14 protein-coding genes are annotated in these 17,042 nt (G+C 72.9%); all 14 read right to left on the reverse strand.

Annotated elements, in window-relative coordinates; translation table 11 throughout:
- Positions 1-1,428: glutamate synthase subunit beta (locus E1293_RS32170; protein WP_132201299.1), on the reverse strand; the 1,428-nt coding region annotated here is incomplete at its 3' end.
- Positions 1,429-1,444: 16 nt separating this feature from the next.
- Positions 1,445-6,016, reverse strand: coding sequence for a glutamate synthase large subunit (gltB, locus tag E1293_RS32175; protein ID WP_132201301.1), 4,572 nt, complete (start codon positions 6,014-6,016; stop codon positions 1,445-1,447).
- 343 nt (positions 6,017-6,359) lie between these two features.
- Positions 6,360-7,520 carry a hypothetical protein gene (locus tag E1293_RS32180; RefSeq protein WP_132201303.1) on the reverse strand — a complete coding sequence of 387 codons (1,161 nt, stop codon included), beginning with the start codon at positions 7,518-7,520 and terminating at the stop codon, positions 6,360-6,362.
- Between the two features lie 46 nt (positions 7,521-7,566).
- Positions 7,567-8,361 (reverse strand): hypothetical protein, encoded by a 795-nt coding sequence (locus E1293_RS32185; RefSeq protein WP_132201305.1) that lies wholly within the window; start codon positions 8,359-8,361, stop codon positions 7,567-7,569.
- Positions 8,362-8,432: 71 nt separating this feature from the next.
- Positions 8,433-9,152 carry a VIT1/CCC1 transporter family protein gene (locus tag E1293_RS32190; protein ID WP_132201307.1) on the reverse strand — a complete coding sequence of 240 codons (720 nt, stop codon included), beginning with the start codon at positions 9,150-9,152 and terminating at the stop codon, positions 8,433-8,435.
- Between the two features lie 30 nt (positions 9,153-9,182).
- Complete coding sequence (gene lgt / locus E1293_RS32195) at positions 9,183-10,511, reverse strand: prolipoprotein diacylglyceryl transferase (protein ID WP_132201309.1); 1,329 nt, start codon at positions 10,509-10,511, stop codon at positions 9,183-9,185.
- A gap of 43 nt (positions 10,512-10,554) precedes the next feature.
- A complete protein-coding gene (locus E1293_RS32200; RefSeq protein WP_132201311.1) occupies positions 10,555-11,400 on the reverse strand; it encodes a DsbA family protein in 846 nt (281 codons plus the stop codon).
- Positions 11,401-11,542: 142 nt separating this feature from the next.
- Positions 11,543-12,319, reverse strand: a complete 777-nt coding sequence (locus tag E1293_RS32205; RefSeq protein ID WP_132201313.1) for a DsbA family protein — start codon at positions 12,317-12,319, stop codon at positions 11,543-11,545.
- A gap of 58 nt (positions 12,320-12,377) precedes the next feature.
- Entirely contained in the window at positions 12,378-12,869 is a 492-nt protein-coding gene (locus E1293_RS32210; RefSeq protein ID WP_132201315.1) for a vitamin K epoxide reductase family protein, read from the reverse strand.
- A 200-nt stretch (positions 12,870-13,069) separates the two neighbouring features.
- Positions 13,070-13,882: a tryptophan synthase subunit alpha gene (gene trpA / locus E1293_RS32215; RefSeq protein WP_132201317.1), complete on the reverse strand. Its 813-nt coding sequence runs from the start codon at positions 13,880-13,882 to the stop codon at positions 13,070-13,072.
- Positions 13,879-15,111, reverse strand: coding sequence for a tryptophan synthase subunit beta (gene trpB, locus E1293_RS32220; RefSeq protein WP_132201319.1), 1,233 nt, complete (start codon positions 15,109-15,111; stop codon positions 13,879-13,881). The genes trpA and trpB overlap by 4 nt, the downstream gene beginning before the upstream one ends.
- A gap of 148 nt (positions 15,112-15,259) precedes the next feature.
- Positions 15,260-16,066 (reverse strand): indole-3-glycerol phosphate synthase TrpC, encoded by an 807-nt coding sequence (gene trpC / locus E1293_RS32225; RefSeq protein WP_132201321.1) that lies wholly within the window; start codon positions 16,064-16,066, stop codon positions 15,260-15,262.
- 113 nt (positions 16,067-16,179) lie between these two features.
- Positions 16,180-16,629 carry a DUF2752 domain-containing protein gene (locus tag E1293_RS32230; RefSeq protein ID WP_243716859.1) on the reverse strand — a complete coding sequence of 150 codons (450 nt, stop codon included), beginning with the start codon at positions 16,627-16,629 and terminating at the stop codon, positions 16,180-16,182.
- A gap of 29 nt (positions 16,630-16,658) precedes the next feature.
- Positions 16,659-17,042, reverse strand: a 384-nt coding sequence (locus E1293_RS32235) for a winged helix-turn-helix domain-containing protein (protein ID WP_132201323.1), incomplete at its 5' end; no start/stop codon positions are given.

Raw genomic sequence — 17,042 nt, forward strand, 5'->3', positions numbered from 1 at the left:
GGGCAGGCCCGTCCGGCCGCTGAGGTAGGCGTCGACGCCGGACGCGGCGGCGCGGCCCTCGGCGATGGCCCAGACGATCAGGGACTGGCCGCGGCCCATGTCGCCCGCGGCGAACACGCCGTCCACCGACGTCGTGTAGTCGCCGTCGCGGACGACGTTGCCGCGCTGGTCGAGGTCGACGCCGAGCTCTTCGAGCATGCCCTCGCGCTGCGGGCCGAGGAAGCCCATGGCGAGGGCGACCAGCTCGGCGGGGATCTCCCGCTCGGTGCCCTCGATCGGTGCGAACCGGGTGTCCGGCCCGCCGACCTCCACCAGCCTCAGCGCGCGGACGTTGCCGTCCTCGTCGCCGGCGAACTCGGTGGTGGACACCGCGTACACGCGGTCGCCGCCCGTTCCGGCGAGCTCCTCGTGGGCGCTCTCCATCTTGAACAGCATCGGATAGGTCGGCCACGGCTGCGCGTCCGGGCGGGACTCCGGCGGCCGCGGCATGATCTCCAGCTGGGTGACGGACGCGGCGCCCTGCCGGATCGCGGTGCCGATGCAGTCGGCACCGGTGTCGCCGCCGCCGATGACGACGACGTGCCTGCCCTTCGCGGAGATCGGCGACTCCTCGTAGTCGCCCTCCTGCGCCTTGTTGGACGGCGGCAGGTACTCCATCGCCTGGTAGACGCCCTTGAGCTCGCGCCCGGGGACGGGCAGGTCGCGCCAGGCGGTGGCGCCGCCCGCGAGGACCACGGCGTCGTGGGACGCGCGCAGGTCCGCGGCGGTGATGTCGACGCCGATGTTCACCGAGGTCCGGAAGGTGGTGCCCTCGGCGCGCATCTGGGCGAGCCGCCTGTCGAGGTGCCGCTTCTCCATCTTGAACTCGGGGATGCCGTAGCGCAGCAGGCCGCCGATCCGGTCGGCGCGCTCGTACACCGTGACGTCGTGCCCGGCGCGGGTGAGCTGCTGCGCGGCGGCGAGGCCCGCGGGCCCGGAGCCGACGACCGCGACCGTCCTGCCGGTCTGCACGGCGGGCGGCTGCGGGCGCACCCAGCCCTCCGCGAACGCCCGGTCGATGATCTCGACCTCGACCCGCTTGATCGTCACCGGGTCCTGGTTGATGCCGAGGACGCAGGCGCTCTCGCACGGGGCGGGGCACAGCCTCCCGGTGAACTCCGGGAAGTTGTTGGTGGCGTGCAGCCGCTCGACGGCCTCGTGCCAGTCCTGCCGGTACACGAGGTCGTTCCACTCGGGGATGAGGTTGCCGAGCGGGCAGCCCTGGTGGCAGAACGGGATGCCGCAGTCCATGCAGCGGCTCGCCTGCTTCTCCAGCCGGTCCTTGCCGAAGTCCTCGTAGACCTCGGACCAGCTCTTGATCCGCACGTCGACCGGGCGGCGCTTCGGCAGCTCCCGCTCGACGGTCATGAATCCCTTCGGGTCAGCCATGAAGGACGTCCCCCTCTCAGCTCTGCGCCGCGGCCATGACGGCCTCGTCGACGTCGCGCCCCTCGGCCTCGGCCTTGGCCATGGCGTCCAGGACGCGCCGGTAGTCACGCGGCATGATCTTGGTGAAGCGGGCGGCCGCGGTGTCCCAGCCGTCCAGCAGCCGGCGGGCGACCGGCGAGCCGGTCTCGGCCAGGTGCCGCTCGGTCAGCGACCGGACGAAGTCCGCGTCCGCGGCGTCGAGCGGTTCCAGGTCGACCATCTCGCCGTTGACGCGCTCGGGCGCCAGGTCCAGGACGTAGGCGATGCCGCCGGACATGCCGGCCGCGAGGTTGCGTCCGGTCCGGCCGAGGATGAGCGCGCGGCCGCCGGTCATGTACTCGCAGGCGTGGTCGCCGGCGCCCTCGACGACGGCGGTGGCGCCGGAGTTGCGGACGCAGAACCGCTCGCCGACGATCCCGCGGGCGAACAGCTCGCCGGACGTGGCGCCGTAGAGGATCACGTTGCCGCCGATGATCTGCTCCTCGGCCGCGAACCCGGCGTCCGCCGCGGGACGCAGCGTCAGCCGCCCGCCGGACAGGCCCTTGCCGACGTAGTCGTTGGCGTCGCCGACGAGCCGCAGCGTGACGCCGTGCGGCACGAACGCGCCGAACGAGTTGCCCGCCGACCCGGTGAAGGTGACGTCGATCGTGTCGTCGGGCAGGCCGCCGCCGCCCCACTTCTTGGTCACCTCGTGGCCGAGCATGGTGCCGACGGTCCGGTTGACGTTGCGGATCGGCACGTCGAGCGTGACCTTGTCGCCGAACGCGATCGCGCCCTCGGTGAGCTGGACGAGCGTGTTGTCGAGGGCCTTCTCCAGCCCGTGGTCCTGCTCGGTGACCCGGTGCAGGGCCGCGCCCGCGGCCCGGTCCGGGACGTGCAGGATCGGGGCCAGGTCGAGCCCGGACGCCTTCCAGTGCTCGACGGCCTCGCGCGTGTCGATCATCTCGACGTGGCCGATGGCCTCGTCCAGCGACCGGAACCCGAGGGCCGCCAGGTACTCGCGGACCTCCTCGGCGATGAACTCGAAGAAGTTCACCACGAACTCCGGCTTGCCGGCGAACCGCTGCCGCAGCACCGGGTTCTGGGTGGCGACGCCGACCGGGCAGGTGTCCAGGTGGCAGACCCGCATCATGATGCAGCCCGACACCACCAGCGGCGCGGTCGCGAAGCCGAACTCCTCGGCGCCGAGGAGGGCGGCGACGACGACGTCGCGGCCGGTCTTCATCTGCCCGTCGGCCTGCACGACGATGCGGTCGCGCAGCCCGTTCAGCAGCAGCGTCTGCTGCGTCTCGGCGAGGCCCAGCTCCCACGGCGCGCCGGCGTGCTTCAGCGACGTCAGCGGGGACGCGCCGGTGCCGCCGTCGTGCCCGGAGATCAGCACCACGTCGGCGTGCGCCTTGGACACCCCGGCCGCGACCGTGCCGACCCCGACCTCGGCGACGAGCTTGACGTGCACGCGCGCCGCCGGGTTGGCGTTCTTCAGGTCGTGGATGAGCTGCGCCAGGTCCTCGATCGAGTAGATGTCGTGGTGCGGCGGCGGCGAGATGAGGCCGACGCCGGGCGTGGAGTGCCGGGTCTTGGCGATCCACGGGTACACCTTGTGGCCGGGCAGCTGGCCGCCCTCGCCGGGCTTGGCGCCCTGCGCCATCTTGATCTGGATGTCGTCGGCGTTGGTGAGGTACTCCGAGGTGACGCCGAACCGGCCGGACGCGACCTGCTTGATGGCGCTGCGCCGCAGGTCGCCGTTCTCGTCGGGGGTGAAGCGCCCCGGGTCCTCGCCGCCCTCGCCGGTGTTGGACTTGCCGCCGAGCCGGTTCATCGCGATCGCGAGGGTCTCGTGCGCCTCCGCGGAGATGGAGCCGTACGACATCGCGCCGGTGGAGAACCGCCTGACGATCTCCGATACCGGCTCGACCTCGTCGATCGGCACCGGCTCCCGGTCGCCCTCCCGCAGCTTGAACAGCCCGCGCAGGGTCATCAGCTTCTCGGCCTGCGAGTCGACCTTGCCGGTGTAGTCCTTGAAGATCTCGTAGCGGCGGGTGCGGGTGGCGTGCTGCAGCTTGAACACCGTGTCCGGGTTGAACAGGTGCGGCTCGCCCTCGCGGCGCCACTGGTACTCGCCGCCGACCTCCAGGGTGCGGTGCGCGAGGTCGTTGCCGCCCGGCGGGTAGGCGGTGGCGTGCCGCTGCGCGACCTCGCGGGCCAGCACGCCGAAGCCGACGCCGCCGAGCCGGGACGTGGTGCCGGTGAAGCAGCGCCCGACGACGTCGTCGCCGAGCCCGATCGCCTCGAAGATCTGCGCGCCGGTGTAGGACGCGACCGTGGACACGCCCATCTTCGACATGACCTTCAGGACGCCCTTGCCGTAGGCCTTCACCAGGTTCCGGACGGCCTCCCCCGGGGCCGGGCCCTCGATGACGCCGCCGCGGACGAGGTCCTCGACGGTCTCGATGGCCAGGTAGGGGTTGATCGCGGACGCGCCGTACCCGATGAGCAGCGCCATGTGGTGGCACTCGCGGGCCTCGCCCGTCTCGATCACCAGGCCGACCTGGGTGCGGGTCTTCTCCCGGATCAGGTGGTGGTGGACGGCGCCGGTCAGCAGCAGCGCGGGGATCGCGGCGCGGGCCGAGTCGGCGCCGCGGTCCGACAGCACGATGATCCGCGCGCCGGCCTCGATCGCCCGGCTCACCTCGGAGGCGATCTCCGCCAGCCGGGCTTCGAGGGCCTCTCCCCCGCCGGCCACGTCGTACAGGCCCTGCACGACGTGGGCCTGCAGGTGCGGCAGCGACCCCTCGTCGTCAATGTGGATGATCTTGGAGAGCTCGTCGTTGTCCAGGATCGGCGTCGGCAGGACGAGCCGGCGGCACGAGCCCGGGCCGGGCTCCAGCAGATTGCCCTCCGGGCCGAGCGTGGACTGCAGCGAGGTGACGAGCTCCTCGCGGATCGCGTCCAGCGGCGGGTTCGTGACCTGCGCGAACAGCTGCTTGAAGTAGTCGAACAGCAGCCGCGGGCGCTCCGACAGCACCGCGATCGGGGTGTCGGTGCCCATGGACCCGATCGGCTCGGCGCCGTTCTTCGCCATCGGCGTCAGGATGATCCGCTGCTCTTCGAGGGTGTAGCCGAACGTCTGCTGCCGCTTGACCAGCGTCTCGTGCGTCGGGATCTCCCGCTCGCGCTGCGGCAGCTCCTCGAACCGGACCAGGCCCTCGTGCAGCCACTCGCCGTAGGGGTGCTCGGCGGCCAGTTCGGCCTTGACCTCGTCGTCCTCGACGATCCGCCCGGCGGCGGTGTCCACGAGGAAGATCTTGCCGGGCTGCAGCCGCCCCTTGCGGACGACGTTCGCGGCGGGGATGTCCAGCACACCCGCCTCGCTGGCCAGCACGACCAGGCCATCGTCGGTCACCCAGTACCGGCCGGGACGCAGCCCGTTGCGGTCGAGGACGGCGCCGACCACGGTGCCGTCGGTGAAGCTGACGCTGGCGGGGCCGTCCCACGCCTCCATGAGCGTGGAGTGGAACTCGTAGAAGGCCCGGCGGGCCGGGTCCATCTCGGTGTGGTTCTCCCACGCCTCCGGGATCATCATCAGCACCGCGTGCGGCAGCGACCGCCCGCCGAGGTGCAGCAGCTCCAGGCACTCGTCGAACGAGGCCGTGTCGCTGGCCTCGATGTCGATCACCGGGTAGATCCGGGACAGCTCGCCCGGGAGCAGCTCGGACCGCAGCAGGGCCTCGCGGGCCCGCATCCAGTTCCGGTTGCCCTTCACCGTGTTGATCTCGCCGTTGTGCGCGATGAACCGGTACGGATGGGCCAGCTCCCAGGCGGGGAACGTGTTGGTCGAGAACCGCGAGTGGACCAGCGCGATCGCGCTGGCGAAGCGGCGGTCCGACAGGTCGGGGAAGAACGGCTCCAGCTGCGGGGTCGTCAGCATCCCCTTGTAGACGATCGTCCGGCTGGACAGGCTCGGGAAGTAGACCTGGACGTCCTGCTCGGCGCGTTCCCGCATGCAGAACACGGCGCGGTCCAGCTCCAGGCCCGTCTTGCCCGCGTGCGGCCCGCCCGCGGCGGGGGCGACGAACATCTGCGCGAAGTGCGGCATGACCCGGCGGGCGGCCGGGCCGGTGAAGGCGGGGTCGTGCGGCAGCTCGCGCCAGCCGAGGACCGCCAGGCCCTCCTCGACGCAGAGCGTCTCGACATGGGCGGCCGCGGCGGCGCGCTCGTCGCCGTCCGCGGGCAGGAACGCGATGCCGGCCGCGTACCCGCCGGCCTCGGGAAGCGGGAAGTCGCAGACCTCGCGGAAGAACGCGTCCGGGATCTGGACGAGGATGCCGACACCGTCGCCGTCGTCCGGCTCCGCGCCGACCGCGCCGCGGTGGTCCAGGTTCTTCAGGACGGTCAGGGCGTTCTGGACGATGTCGTGGCTCTTGCGGCCGTGCAGGTCGGCGACCATGCCGACACCGCACGCGTCGTGCTCGTTGGCCGGGTCGTACAGGCCCTCCGGCTGGGGGCGGCCCGGTACCCGGCCTGCAGGTGTGAGGGCAGCAGCAGCCATCAACCCTCCCGTCGTGTCGTGTCACTGCTTCGATGTCAGTGCAGGCACGGGACGGCGTTGGCCCTGCTGCGGTGAGATGACATTACATCACTGCCGGGATCATGCCCGACTGCACCAGATCGCGAAACTTCCTCGTCGCGATGGCGCGTCATCTCCGAGTGGTTTAGACCAGGCTACCGGCTCGGATTCGGCGGCCGACGCGCTGACCTCGGTGAAAATCATCACCGAGACAGGATGTTTACGGTGATATGCCGCTGACCTACCGGAAAATGCCCACATCGTGCCGGAATGCGGGACCTCGGTCCGAGGCGCTCAGTTCGAGGCGCTCAGTCCGCCGGGGTGCTCAGTTCGCCGGGGCACGGGCGGCGCGGCCGAGCACCGACGGGGCCTTGCCGCCCTCGATCAGCAGCGACAGCAGCGCCTCGTCCCGCTCGTCGCCCTTGCCGTCCAGGCGCTGCACCCACGACACCACCGCGAAATGGCCCATCGCGAGGCCCCGTGCCATGCCGAAGCCGCGGCCGAACCCGTCGAGGGGCTCGGGCGCCTCCAGCGGCAGGACGAACCCGCCGCCGATCGTCGACTCCAGCCTCTTGACGAACCGGTCCGCGTCCGCCGACCCGGCCAGGTTGAACACCGCCACGGCCAGGCCGTAGCCGTGCCCGGTGTCGGAGTAGATCCCGCGCGCCGCCTGCGTGCAGCCGCCCTTGCCCAGCTCGGCGGCCACCGACCCGCCCCAGACGGCGGCGGCGCAGTCGCCGTCCAGCCGCTTGGCGCGCAGCTTCACCGTCACCTTCCCGTCCGGGACCGACAGCTTCGCCGCCGACGACGGGAACGCCTCGCCGACCGTCAGCGGCTTGGAGTCCGCGCGGCGGGACGCGATGCCGCCGTACACGGCGTCGGACGGCGAACTGGAGTAGGAGGTCGGCGATGGACCGGTCCCGGCGGGCTTGCCGATCTTCGCGTTGGCGGCGGCCCCGGCGTCCGGGGCCTCTCCGCCGCGCAGGACGACGACGGCGCCGAGCCCGAGGAGCACCAGCACGCCCAGCACGGCCGCCGCGCCGAAGTACAGCTTCGCTCCGGGCCCGCCGGCGCCGCGCCGGTCCGCCGAGGCGGCCGGCCCGGTGGCCTTCTTCGCCTTGGCGAGCTTCGTCGCCCTTCCGGGCTTCTTCGCCTTGGGGGCCTTCGTCGCCTTGACGGGCTTCTTCGGCCGCTTGCCTCGCTGGCCGCGCTGAACCGGCTTCTGCGGCGGGACGGCGTCGTACGGGTCCTCGGCGGGGAGCGCGCCGTCCTGGATCGCGTCCTCGTACGGGAGGTCGTCGTAGGGCTGCCTGGGCGGCGGCGGGACGGGCCGTTCCCGGCGGGGCGCGGGCCTGCGGGACGGTCCCGGCCGGCGCGGCGTGCCCGCGCGCGCCGGAGCCGTCCTGCGCGGCGGGGGCTGCCGGCGGCCCTGGCGGCTCACCGGGGCCCGCCCCTGGCCGCCGCGGCGCTGTTCATCGGGGTCCACGAGCGCGCAGACTACTGCCCGCCGGCCGGTGCCGCGCCCGGCCCGCTCACTGCCCGGACTTCCCGCCGGAGACCAGGTCGAGCCGCCCGTACAGGAAGTCGGCGGCGTTCTCGATGACCAGGCTCACGTCGATCATCTCGTTGAGCGAGGCGGGCTGCTCGCCGCCGGCGCGCTCCACCCACGTGATCACGGCGTAGTGGCCGTAGGTGCGCGAGTAGGCGGCGCTGAACCCGGGCCCGAACGCGGGCACGCCCGGCGCCTTCAGCGGCGTGATCCAGCCGGCCCCGGCCGCCGGGTCGAGGTCGCGGAGGATCTGCTTGACGCCCTCCTCGCTCGCCAGGTTGACCACCATGAACTGGCCGACGTGCTTCTTGTCGGTGCTCACGTAGGCGGAGCGGACGACCTGGTTGCACTGGTACTTGGCGAGGTCGGCCTGCAGCCGGCCGCCCCACGTCGCGGCCTTGCAGTCGGTGGTCAGCTTGGACGCGGCCAGCGTGAACGCGTACTTGCCCGACTTCAGGTCCTTGGCGGAGAACGCCTCGCCCTCGGTGATCGCGCGGGTGTCGGCGGACCGGTTCGCGATCTTCGCGAAGCCCTCGCCGAGGTAGTCCGGCGCGTAGGCCGTCGGGGCGACGTCGCGCTTGGCGGGCTCGTCGCCCCCGCCGGTCAGCATGACCACCGCGACGACCGCGACGGCCACCGCGACCAGCAGCGCGCCGACGCCGCCGAACAGCAGCTTCGGATTGGGGAGCTTGCGGCCGGACTTCTCCTCCGGCCAGAAGTCCCGCTCGCCGCCCTGCTGGCCGGCCTTGGCGGAACCCGTGTCACGAGCCTCGATCACAGCCCCGGAGCTTAGCGGGCCGGGCGCCTCCCGCGCGCCCAAAAGGGCTATTCGTCCAGATTCCTTGGGGTTCAGAGGCCGTTGGTGCCGATCAGCGCGCCGAAGCCGTAGGTGGTCGCCGCCGCGGCGGCGCCGAGCAGCAGCTGCCGGGACCCGCCGAACCACCAGGCGCGGGCGGTGATCCGCGACACCAGCGCCCCGGCGCAGAACAGCCCGAGCGCCGCGATGCCCGCCGCCGGCCACAGCGACGTCGCGCCCAGCAGGTACGGCAGCACCGGCAGCAGCGCGCCGACCGCGAACGACAGGAACGACGAGCCCGCCGCCAGCAGCGGCGAGGGCAGGTCGCCGGGCGTCACGCCCAGTTCCTCCTTGGCGTGCACTTCGAGCGCCTCGTCGGGGTCGCGGGACAGCTGCCGCGCGACCTCGGCGGCCGTCTCCGGGTCGACGCCGCGCGCCTCGAAGACCTCGGCGAGCTCCTGCTCCTCGGCGACCGGGTGGCGGGCGAGCTCCAGCCGCTCCACCTCGATCTCCGCCTCCGCCAGCTCCGCCTGGGAGGCGACCGAGATGTACTCCCCCGCCGCCATGGAGAACGCGCCTGCGGCAAGGCCCGCGAGGCCCGCCAGCAGCACGACCTTCTGGCTCGCCTGGCCGCCCGCCACGCCCGCGATCAGCGCGAAGTTGGAGACCAGCCCGTCCATCGCGCCGAACACCGCGGGCCGCAGCCACCCGCCGGTGACGTCCCGGTGCTGGTGGTGGTGCTCCGGCCGCACGCCGGGCCGCCCGCCGGTCATCCCGCCTGTCCCGGACACCGTCGCCGTCGCCTACTTCCCGTCCTTGACGGGCTCCCCCTTCTCCGCCCGCTCGGGGTCGGCGGCACCGTCGTCCTCGTCATTGTCCCCGGTCGCGGACGGCTCGGCGGCCCCGGGGGCCTCCTCCTCGGCCACGGCCTCGGGCTCAGCCACGGCCTCGGGCTCGGGCTCTTCCGCCTCTGTCTCGGCGGCGGGGGTCTGCTCCTCGTCCTCGGCCTTCGGCGCGTCCTCCGGCTCCTCGGCCTCCGGCTCGGCGTCCTCCAGCTCGGCGTCCGCCGGCTCGCCGGCCTCCGGCTCGGCGTCCGCCGGTTCCTCGTCCGTGCGCTCGTCCGTGCGCTCGTCCGGGCGCTCGTCCGGGCGCTCGTCCGGGCGCTCGTCGGCGGCCTCGTCGGAGGTGACCGTGTCGGCCTCGTCGGCCTCGGTGTCGTCCGCGGGCGTGTCGGCCTTCGTCATGGACACGGCGGCGGACGACCCGGCGGACGCGGTCCCGGCGGCGGGCACGCCGACGCTCTCGGGGCCGGTGCGGCCGCGGGCCAGGTACAGGTAGGCGACGGCGCAGGCGAAGACGGCGATCGACGTCCAGTCGTTCAGCCGCAGCCCGAGGATGTGGTGGGCGTCGTCGATGCGCAGCGCCTCGATCCAGCCGCGGCCGACCGTGTAGGCGGCGATGTAGAGGGCGAACGCGCGGCCGTGGGTGAGCTTGTAGCGGCGGTCGGCCCAGATCACGAGGGCCGCGACGCCGACGCACCACAGCGACTCGTACAGGAACGTCGGATGGTAGGTGGCGACGTCGGCGTACTTCGGGTCGAGGGCGGGGCCGCCGTCCAGCATCGGCCGGTGGTTCTCGTCGATCTTCAGGGCCCAGAAGGTGTCCAGCGGGCGGCCGTACAGCTCCTGGTTCCAGTAGTTGCCCCAGCGGCCGATCCCCTGGGCGAGCGCGATGCCCGGCGCGACCGCGTCGCCGAGCGCCAGGACGGAGATCCCGCGCCGCCGGCAGCCGATGACCGCGCCGACCGCGCCGAGCGCGACGGCGCCCCAGATGCCGAGCCCGCCCTTCCAGATCTCCAGCGCCCGGACCGGGTCGCCGTCCGAGCCGAAGTAGCGCTGGTAGTCGGTGATCACGTGGTAGAGCCGCCCGCCGACGAGGCCGAACGGCACCGCCCACACGGCCACGTCGATGATCACGCCTGGCGTGCCGCCCTTGGCGGCCCAGCGGCGTTCGCCCAGCCAGACCGCGGCGACGATGCCGAGGATGATCATGATGGCGTAGGCGCGCAGCGGGACGGGGCCGAGGTGCCAGACGCCCTGCGAGGGGCTCGGTATGTAGGCGACCGGGTGCATGGGCGTTGACGTTACCGCCTCTGGGGCACCGCGTGCGCCTTCTCTACCACCGCGCCGCGGCCGTCACGCCGTCCGCTCCCCCGGCGGTGCCGTTCGCGGTGCCGCCGGAGCGCGTGCTCCCCGGTGCGGGGGTGCCGCCGGCCCCCGCGACGGCCTTCTTCAGGTCGTCGGGCGAGCCGAGTACCGCGTCGTCGACCTTCTTGCCGTCCAGCGCCAGATACGGGGTCGAGTCGACGCCGGCCTTGCCCGCCTGGGCGCTCGCCTGGCCGACCGCCTTCATCTTCTGGCCGCCGTCGACGCACGCGGCGAACGACGGGTCGGTGACGCCCAGGTCGGCCGCCCACTTCACGAGGTCCTCGTTGGCGAACCCCTTGTCGCCCTCGGAGGGCTGCTCCGCGTAGAGCTTGTCGTGGTACTTGACCCACTGGCCCGCGGGCATGCAGGCGGCGGCGTTCGCGGCCCGCCGCGAGTTGGACATCAGCGGGTCCTGCTGGAACAGCTGGAACGGCCGGTAGACGACCTTGAGCTTGCCCTGCGCCGCGAGCTGCTTCATCGCCCCGCCGAGGCGCTTCTCCATCGCCTTGCACGCCGGGCACTGGAAGTCTTCCCAGACGTCGAGGACGGGGGCGGTGACGCCCTGCTGCGCCATCGCGACCGACCCGTCCTGCTGCCGTGCCGCGGGCGCGAGCGCGCCCTTGTAGGTGTCGTCGATGGGCTCGTCCCCGTTCCGGGAGACCACGACGACGGCCACCACGACCGCGACCGCCGCGACGGCGACGGTCCCCAGGACGACCAGCAGCGCCCGCTGCCGCCGCTGCCGGGCCGCGGCCCGTGCCCGTTCCATCGCAAGCCGGTTCCGCGCGGACGGCTCCCTGCCCTGCTCGCTCATCGATCCCCCGATCGGCCACTGTGCGTGCTGGTGCGCGTTCACGAGCGTAGCGGCGAACGGGGTGCCGGGAGGTGAGAAGCGCCGCGCCGCGCCGTCCACGGCGGGACGGCGCGGCGCGGCGGCTGCGCTCAGGAGCGGGGGGTCACTTCCCGGCGGCGGCCGCCGCGTCGATCGTGGCGCGCAGGGCGGCCGGGTTCATGAACTGCGTCTGGTCGAGCTTCTTGCCGTCCAGGAACACCGACGGCGTGCCGTCGACGCCGCGCTGCTGCAGTGCGTACGAGGTCATGGAGTCGACCGTGGTCTTCTTCTGCTCGTCGCGCACGCACTTCTCGAAGTTCGGGTCGGTGACGCCGACGTCCTTGCCCCACTTCACGAGGTCGTCCGGGGCGAAGCCCTTCTCGCCCTCGGTGGGCTGGAACTTGAAGAGCGCGTCGTGGTAGGAGATCCACTTGTCGGCGGGGACGCACAGCGCCGCCTCGGCCGAGCGCAGCGAGTTGATCTTGACGGGGTCCTTCTGCTGGCCGAACAGGTGGAACGGCCGGTAGACGACCTTGATCTTGCCCTGCGCCGCGAGGTCCTGCACGGTCTTGCCGGTGGCCTCCTCGAACTGCTTGCAGATCGGGCACTGGAAGTCCTCGAAGATCTCCAGCTCCGGCTTGGCCACCCCGGACTTGGCCATGAGGATGGAGCCGTCCTGCTGCCGGCTGAGCGGGGCGAGCGCGCCCTTGTGCGGCTCGGCGCGGCCGTTCTTGCTCTTCTGGTCGAGGACGAGGACGGTCGCGACCACGATCACCGCCACCGCCACCACCGATCCGAGGACGATGGCGAGCAGCCGCCGCTGCTTCTCCCGCGCCGCCTGCCGCTTGCGCTCGGCGGCCAGGCGGTCCCTCGCGGACCGCTCTCGTGCGGCCTTGCTCATTGGTTCTCCTATGCGTGCGGACCCGCGCCGGCACGGGTGCGGCGCGGTATCGGCGAGACTAGTCGACCTGACCGATCCGCCGGAATTCGTCGATCAGAACGAGGATGAACAGCAGGACGGTGATCACGTGGACGCCGGTGCACCACAGGCAGATCTTGTGCAGGATCGCCAGCTCGACGGTGACGAGGTAGACGACCATGAGGACGCCCACCGCGACGCCCGCCACCCGCGCCCAGCGCAGCGGAGGCCACGCCGACCGCAGCGCCCACGGCGTCAGCAGCGCGGCGAACCCGACGAAGAACGCGAGCCCGAGCAGCGGCATCGGGATGCCGAGCAGGGTGGAGTACTCGCTCGTCGTGACCGCGTGGCAGTCGACGGTCTTGGTCGCCGAGCAGACCAGCGCGCCCTCGTCGTAGTGCGTGACCGTCAGGTAGACGGAGATCCCGAGCCCGGCGAGCGTCAGCAGCCAGGCCGCGGCCTGGAGCCACGCGGGGGGCAGCGCCGGCGGAGCCGTCCTGGCCCGGTCCTTCGCCGTCATCTCTTGCGTCATCGTGATCCTTCCGGGACCGCCTCCTCCGGCGGACACACCCTATTGGAGAGCGGCGGTACCACAAGCATGAACTCGGCGGCGGCGGCCCCGAGTTCCCGATCTCCCGGAAAGCCCGCGCGGAAGAGCATTTTCGCCGTCCGCGCGGGCGTTACGGGAATGTCCGGAACATGATCAGCGACCCCGTGCCGGCGGCCTGGTGCTCAGCGGCCCTGCCGGACGCCGGCCGCCAGCTCCTCGGTGAGCGCCCGGACGCCGGCCAGCCCGGCCGCGGCGTCGGGGGCGTCCAGGAGCCGCCGGATGAACGCCGACCCGACGATCACACCGTCGGCGAACCCGGCCACCTCGGCGGCCTGGGCGCCGGTGCCGACGCCGAGGCCGAGGCCGACCGGCAGCGGCGCCCGGCCCTTGTCGATGATCGCCCGGGTCCGCTCGACCAGCCGCGGGGCGCCGGTGTCGACGGCGGAGCGGGCGCCGGTGACGCCCATCAGCGACGCCGCGTAGACGAACCCGCGCGACACCCCGGTGATCGTCTCGATGCGCTCGTCGGTGGAGCTGAGCGCGACGAGGAACACCCGGTCGAGGCCGTGCGCGTCGGACGCCTCCAGCCAGGCGCCGCCCTCCTCGGGCGTCAGGTCGGGCGTGATCAGGCCGGACCCGCCGGCGGAGGCGAGGTCGCGGGCGAACGCGCCGGCGCCGTAGTGGTCGACGGGGTTCCAGTACGTCATGACGAGGGTCGGGACGCCGGTGGCGGCGACGGCCTCGACCGTCCGGAACACGTCGGCGACGCGGACGCCGCCCACGAGCGCCTGGTGGACGGCGTCCTGGATGGTGGGGCCGTCCATCATCGGGTCGGTGTAGGGCAGGCCGATCTCGATGGCGTCGCAGCCCGCGGCCACCATGGTCTTCGCGGCCTCGATGGCGCCGTCGCGGCTCGGGAACCCGGCGGGCAGGTAGCCGACGAGCGCGGCCCGCCCGTCGGCCTTGGCCTTGTCGAAAGCGGTCTGGACGCTCACTCGCCCTCTCCTTCCGGCATCAGGCCGAAGAAGGTGGCGGCCGTGTGCATGTCCTTGTCGCCACGTCCGGACAGGCACACGACGATCGTGGCGTCCGGGCCGAGCTCCCTGCCGACCTTGAGCGCGCCGGCGAGCGCGTGCGCGGACTCGATCGCCGGGATGATGCCCTCGGTGCGGCACAGCAGCGAGAACGCGTCCATGGCCTCCGCGTCGGTGATCTCGCGGTACTCGGCGCGGCCGGTGTCGTGCAGCCACGAGTGCTCGGGGCCGACGCCGGGGTAGTCGAGCCCGGCGGAGATCGAGTGGGTTTCGAGGGTCTGGCCGTCGTCGTCCTGCAGCAGGTAGGTCCGCATGCCGTGGATGACGCCGAGGGAGCCGCCGACGAGCGTCGCGGCGTGCCTGCCGGTGGTGACGCCGTCGCCGCCCGCCTCGAACCCGTACAGCCGGACGGACTCGTCCGGGACGAAGGCGTGGAAGGTGCCGATCGCGTTGGAGCCGCCGCCGACGCACGCGACGACGGCGTCCGGCAGGCCCCCGGTCATGTCGACGCACTGCCGCCGGGCCTCGACGCCGATGATGCGCTGGAAGTCGCGGACCATCATCGGGAACGGGTGCGGGCCCATGACCGAGCCGATGCAGTAGTGGGTGTCGTCGACCGTGGCGACCCAGTCGCGGAACGCCTCGTTGCAGGCGTCCTTGAGGGTGCGGCTGCCGGTCTTCACCGGGATCACCTCGGCGCCGAGCATGCGCATCCGGGCGACGTTCAGGGCCTGCCGCTCGGTGTCGACCTCGCCCATGTAGACGGTGCAGGTCAGGCCGAGCAGCGCGGCGGCGGTGGCGGTGGCGACGCCGTGCTGGCCGGCGCCGGTCTCGGCGATCACCCGGGACTTGCCCATCCGCCTGGTGAGCAGCGCCTGGCCCAGCACATTGTTGATCTTGTGGGAGCCGGTGTGGTTGAGGTCCTCGCGCTTGAGCAGCACGCGGGCGCCCGCGTGCTCGGAGAAGCGCTTGGCCTCGGTCAGCAGGCTCGGGCGGCCCGCGTAGTTCGCGAGCAGGTCGTCCAGCTCGGCGGTGAAGGCCGGGTCGTGCTTGGCGGTGTCGAACTCGCGGGTGAGCTCGTCCAGCGCCGCCATCAGCGCCTCGGGGGCGAACCGGCCGCCGAAGCGGCCGAAGTGGCCCGTGCCGTCGGGCACGGGTGCCGCACCGCGCGCGGCGGTGTCCATGGTCATGAGAAAACGCGTCCTGTCGTGGGAGAAGCGGCCAATCCGGTCGGTGAAGTACTGGACTAGCCCCGCCATCGCTCCCGGAGCGGTTCGGCCTGCATACTCGTAGCCTATCGAGTCATCGTGGGAGGACGGCCCCGTGCCGGGCGGTCCCTCAGCCGTTCTGCCGCAGCGCGGGATGCGCGCCCGCGGCCACGAGGTCGGCGACGGCGGCGCGCGGGTCCTTCCCGATCACGAGGCTCTCCCCCACCAGGACGGCGTCGGCGCCGCTGGAGGCGTAGGCGAGCAGGTCGTGCGGCCCGCGCACCCCGGACTCGGCGACCTTCACGACGTCCTTCGGCAGGGTGGGCGCGACGCTCGCGAACACGCCGCGGTCGACCTGCAGGGTGCGCAGGTCGCGCGCGTTCACGCCGATGACCTTGGCGCCCGCGTCGACGGCGCGGGCCGCCTCCTCCTCGGTGTGCACCTCGACGAGCGGGACCAGCCCGATCGACTCGGCCCGCTCCACCAGCGAGACCAGGGCGTCCTGCGGGAGCGCGGCGACGATCAGCAGCGCCATGTCGGCGCCCGCGGCCCGCGCCTCCCACAGCTGGTAGGAGGTGACGATGAAGTCCTTGCGCAGGACGGCGACGTCGACGTTGGCGCGGACGTCGGCGAGGTCGTCGAGGCTGCCGCCGAACCGGCGCCGCTCGGTCAGCACGCTGATCACCTTGGCGCCGCCGGCCGCGTAGTCGCGGGCGAGCGCGGCCGGGTCGGCGATCGCGGCGAGCGCGCCCTTGGACGGGCTGCTGCGCTTGACCTCGGCGATGACGGAGACGCCCTGCCCGCGCAGCGCGCCGAGCGCGTCCCGCGGGGCCGGGGCCTTCGCCGCCTTCTCCTTGAGTGCGCCGAGCGGGACCTCGCGCTGCCTGTCGGCGAGATCGGCCCGGACGCCCTCGATGATCTCGTCCAAAACGCTCAAGGTCGCAGGCCCCCTATTTCAGGTCGTTCCGTGCACCGATCGTAGCCGCCCCCTCGGACGCGCCCCGCACCCGGGAGGGGGCTCCGGCGCCCGCGCGAAACGGGTGGCGCGTCTCAGGGGGCCAGGGCGTGGGCGAACGGCAGGTTGCGGACGATTCCGTAGACGATGAGAACGCCGACGAACGAATACGCGACGGCCGGTCTGAACAGCGCCGAGCGCATCGGCAGCCCTTGCGCGGTCATGGCCGTCCAGCGCACGAAGAGGTAGCCGAGGACCGGCAGCAGGACGAACAGCAGGGGGTTGAGCCCGAACGCGGTGCCCACGTCACCGTGCGTGAGCGCGTACACGAGCCTCGTCCCCCCGCAGCCCGGGCAGTAGTACCCGGTCAGGGCCAGGAAGGGGCAGCCCGGGTAGTGGCCGGGCTCGTTGGGGTCGGCCCGGAACGCCACTACGAGGGCCCCGGCGGCGACTCCGCCGAGCACCGCCGCCTGCGGCAGCAGGGCCCGGGCCAGGTTCGGCCTCGCGGGCGCTTGCTCGTGTGCGTGGACGGATACGCGGGTCACACGTCCACCTTAGGCGCCGCCGGTGGCGGTCACGTGTCGAGGACGTAGCCGACGCCGCGGACGGTCCGGATGGGGCTGCCTTCGCCGAGTTTGGCCCGGAGCTGGGCGACGTGGACGTCGACCGTGCGGCTGCCGGCGCCGGCGCCCGGGCCCCAGGCGGCGTCGAGGAGCTGCTCGCGGGTGAAGACGCGGCCGGGGTTGGCCATCAGGAATTCGAGGAGGTCGAACTCGGTGACGGTGAGGGCGACGCGGCGGCCGCCGACGTCGGCGGTCCGGTCGCCGGGGTCGAGGGCGATGCGGCCGGCGCGCAGGGGGCCGGGCGCCTCGGCGGGGCCGCCCCGGCGGAGGGCCTCGGCGACGGCGCCGACGAGGACGCGGGGGCCGAAGGGGCGGTCGACGCGGTGGTCGCCGAG

This window comes from Actinomadura darangshiensis (genome assembly GCF_004349235.1).
Taxonomy (GTDB): domain Bacteria; phylum Actinomycetota; class Actinomycetes; order Streptosporangiales; family Streptosporangiaceae; genus Spirillospora; species Spirillospora darangshiensis.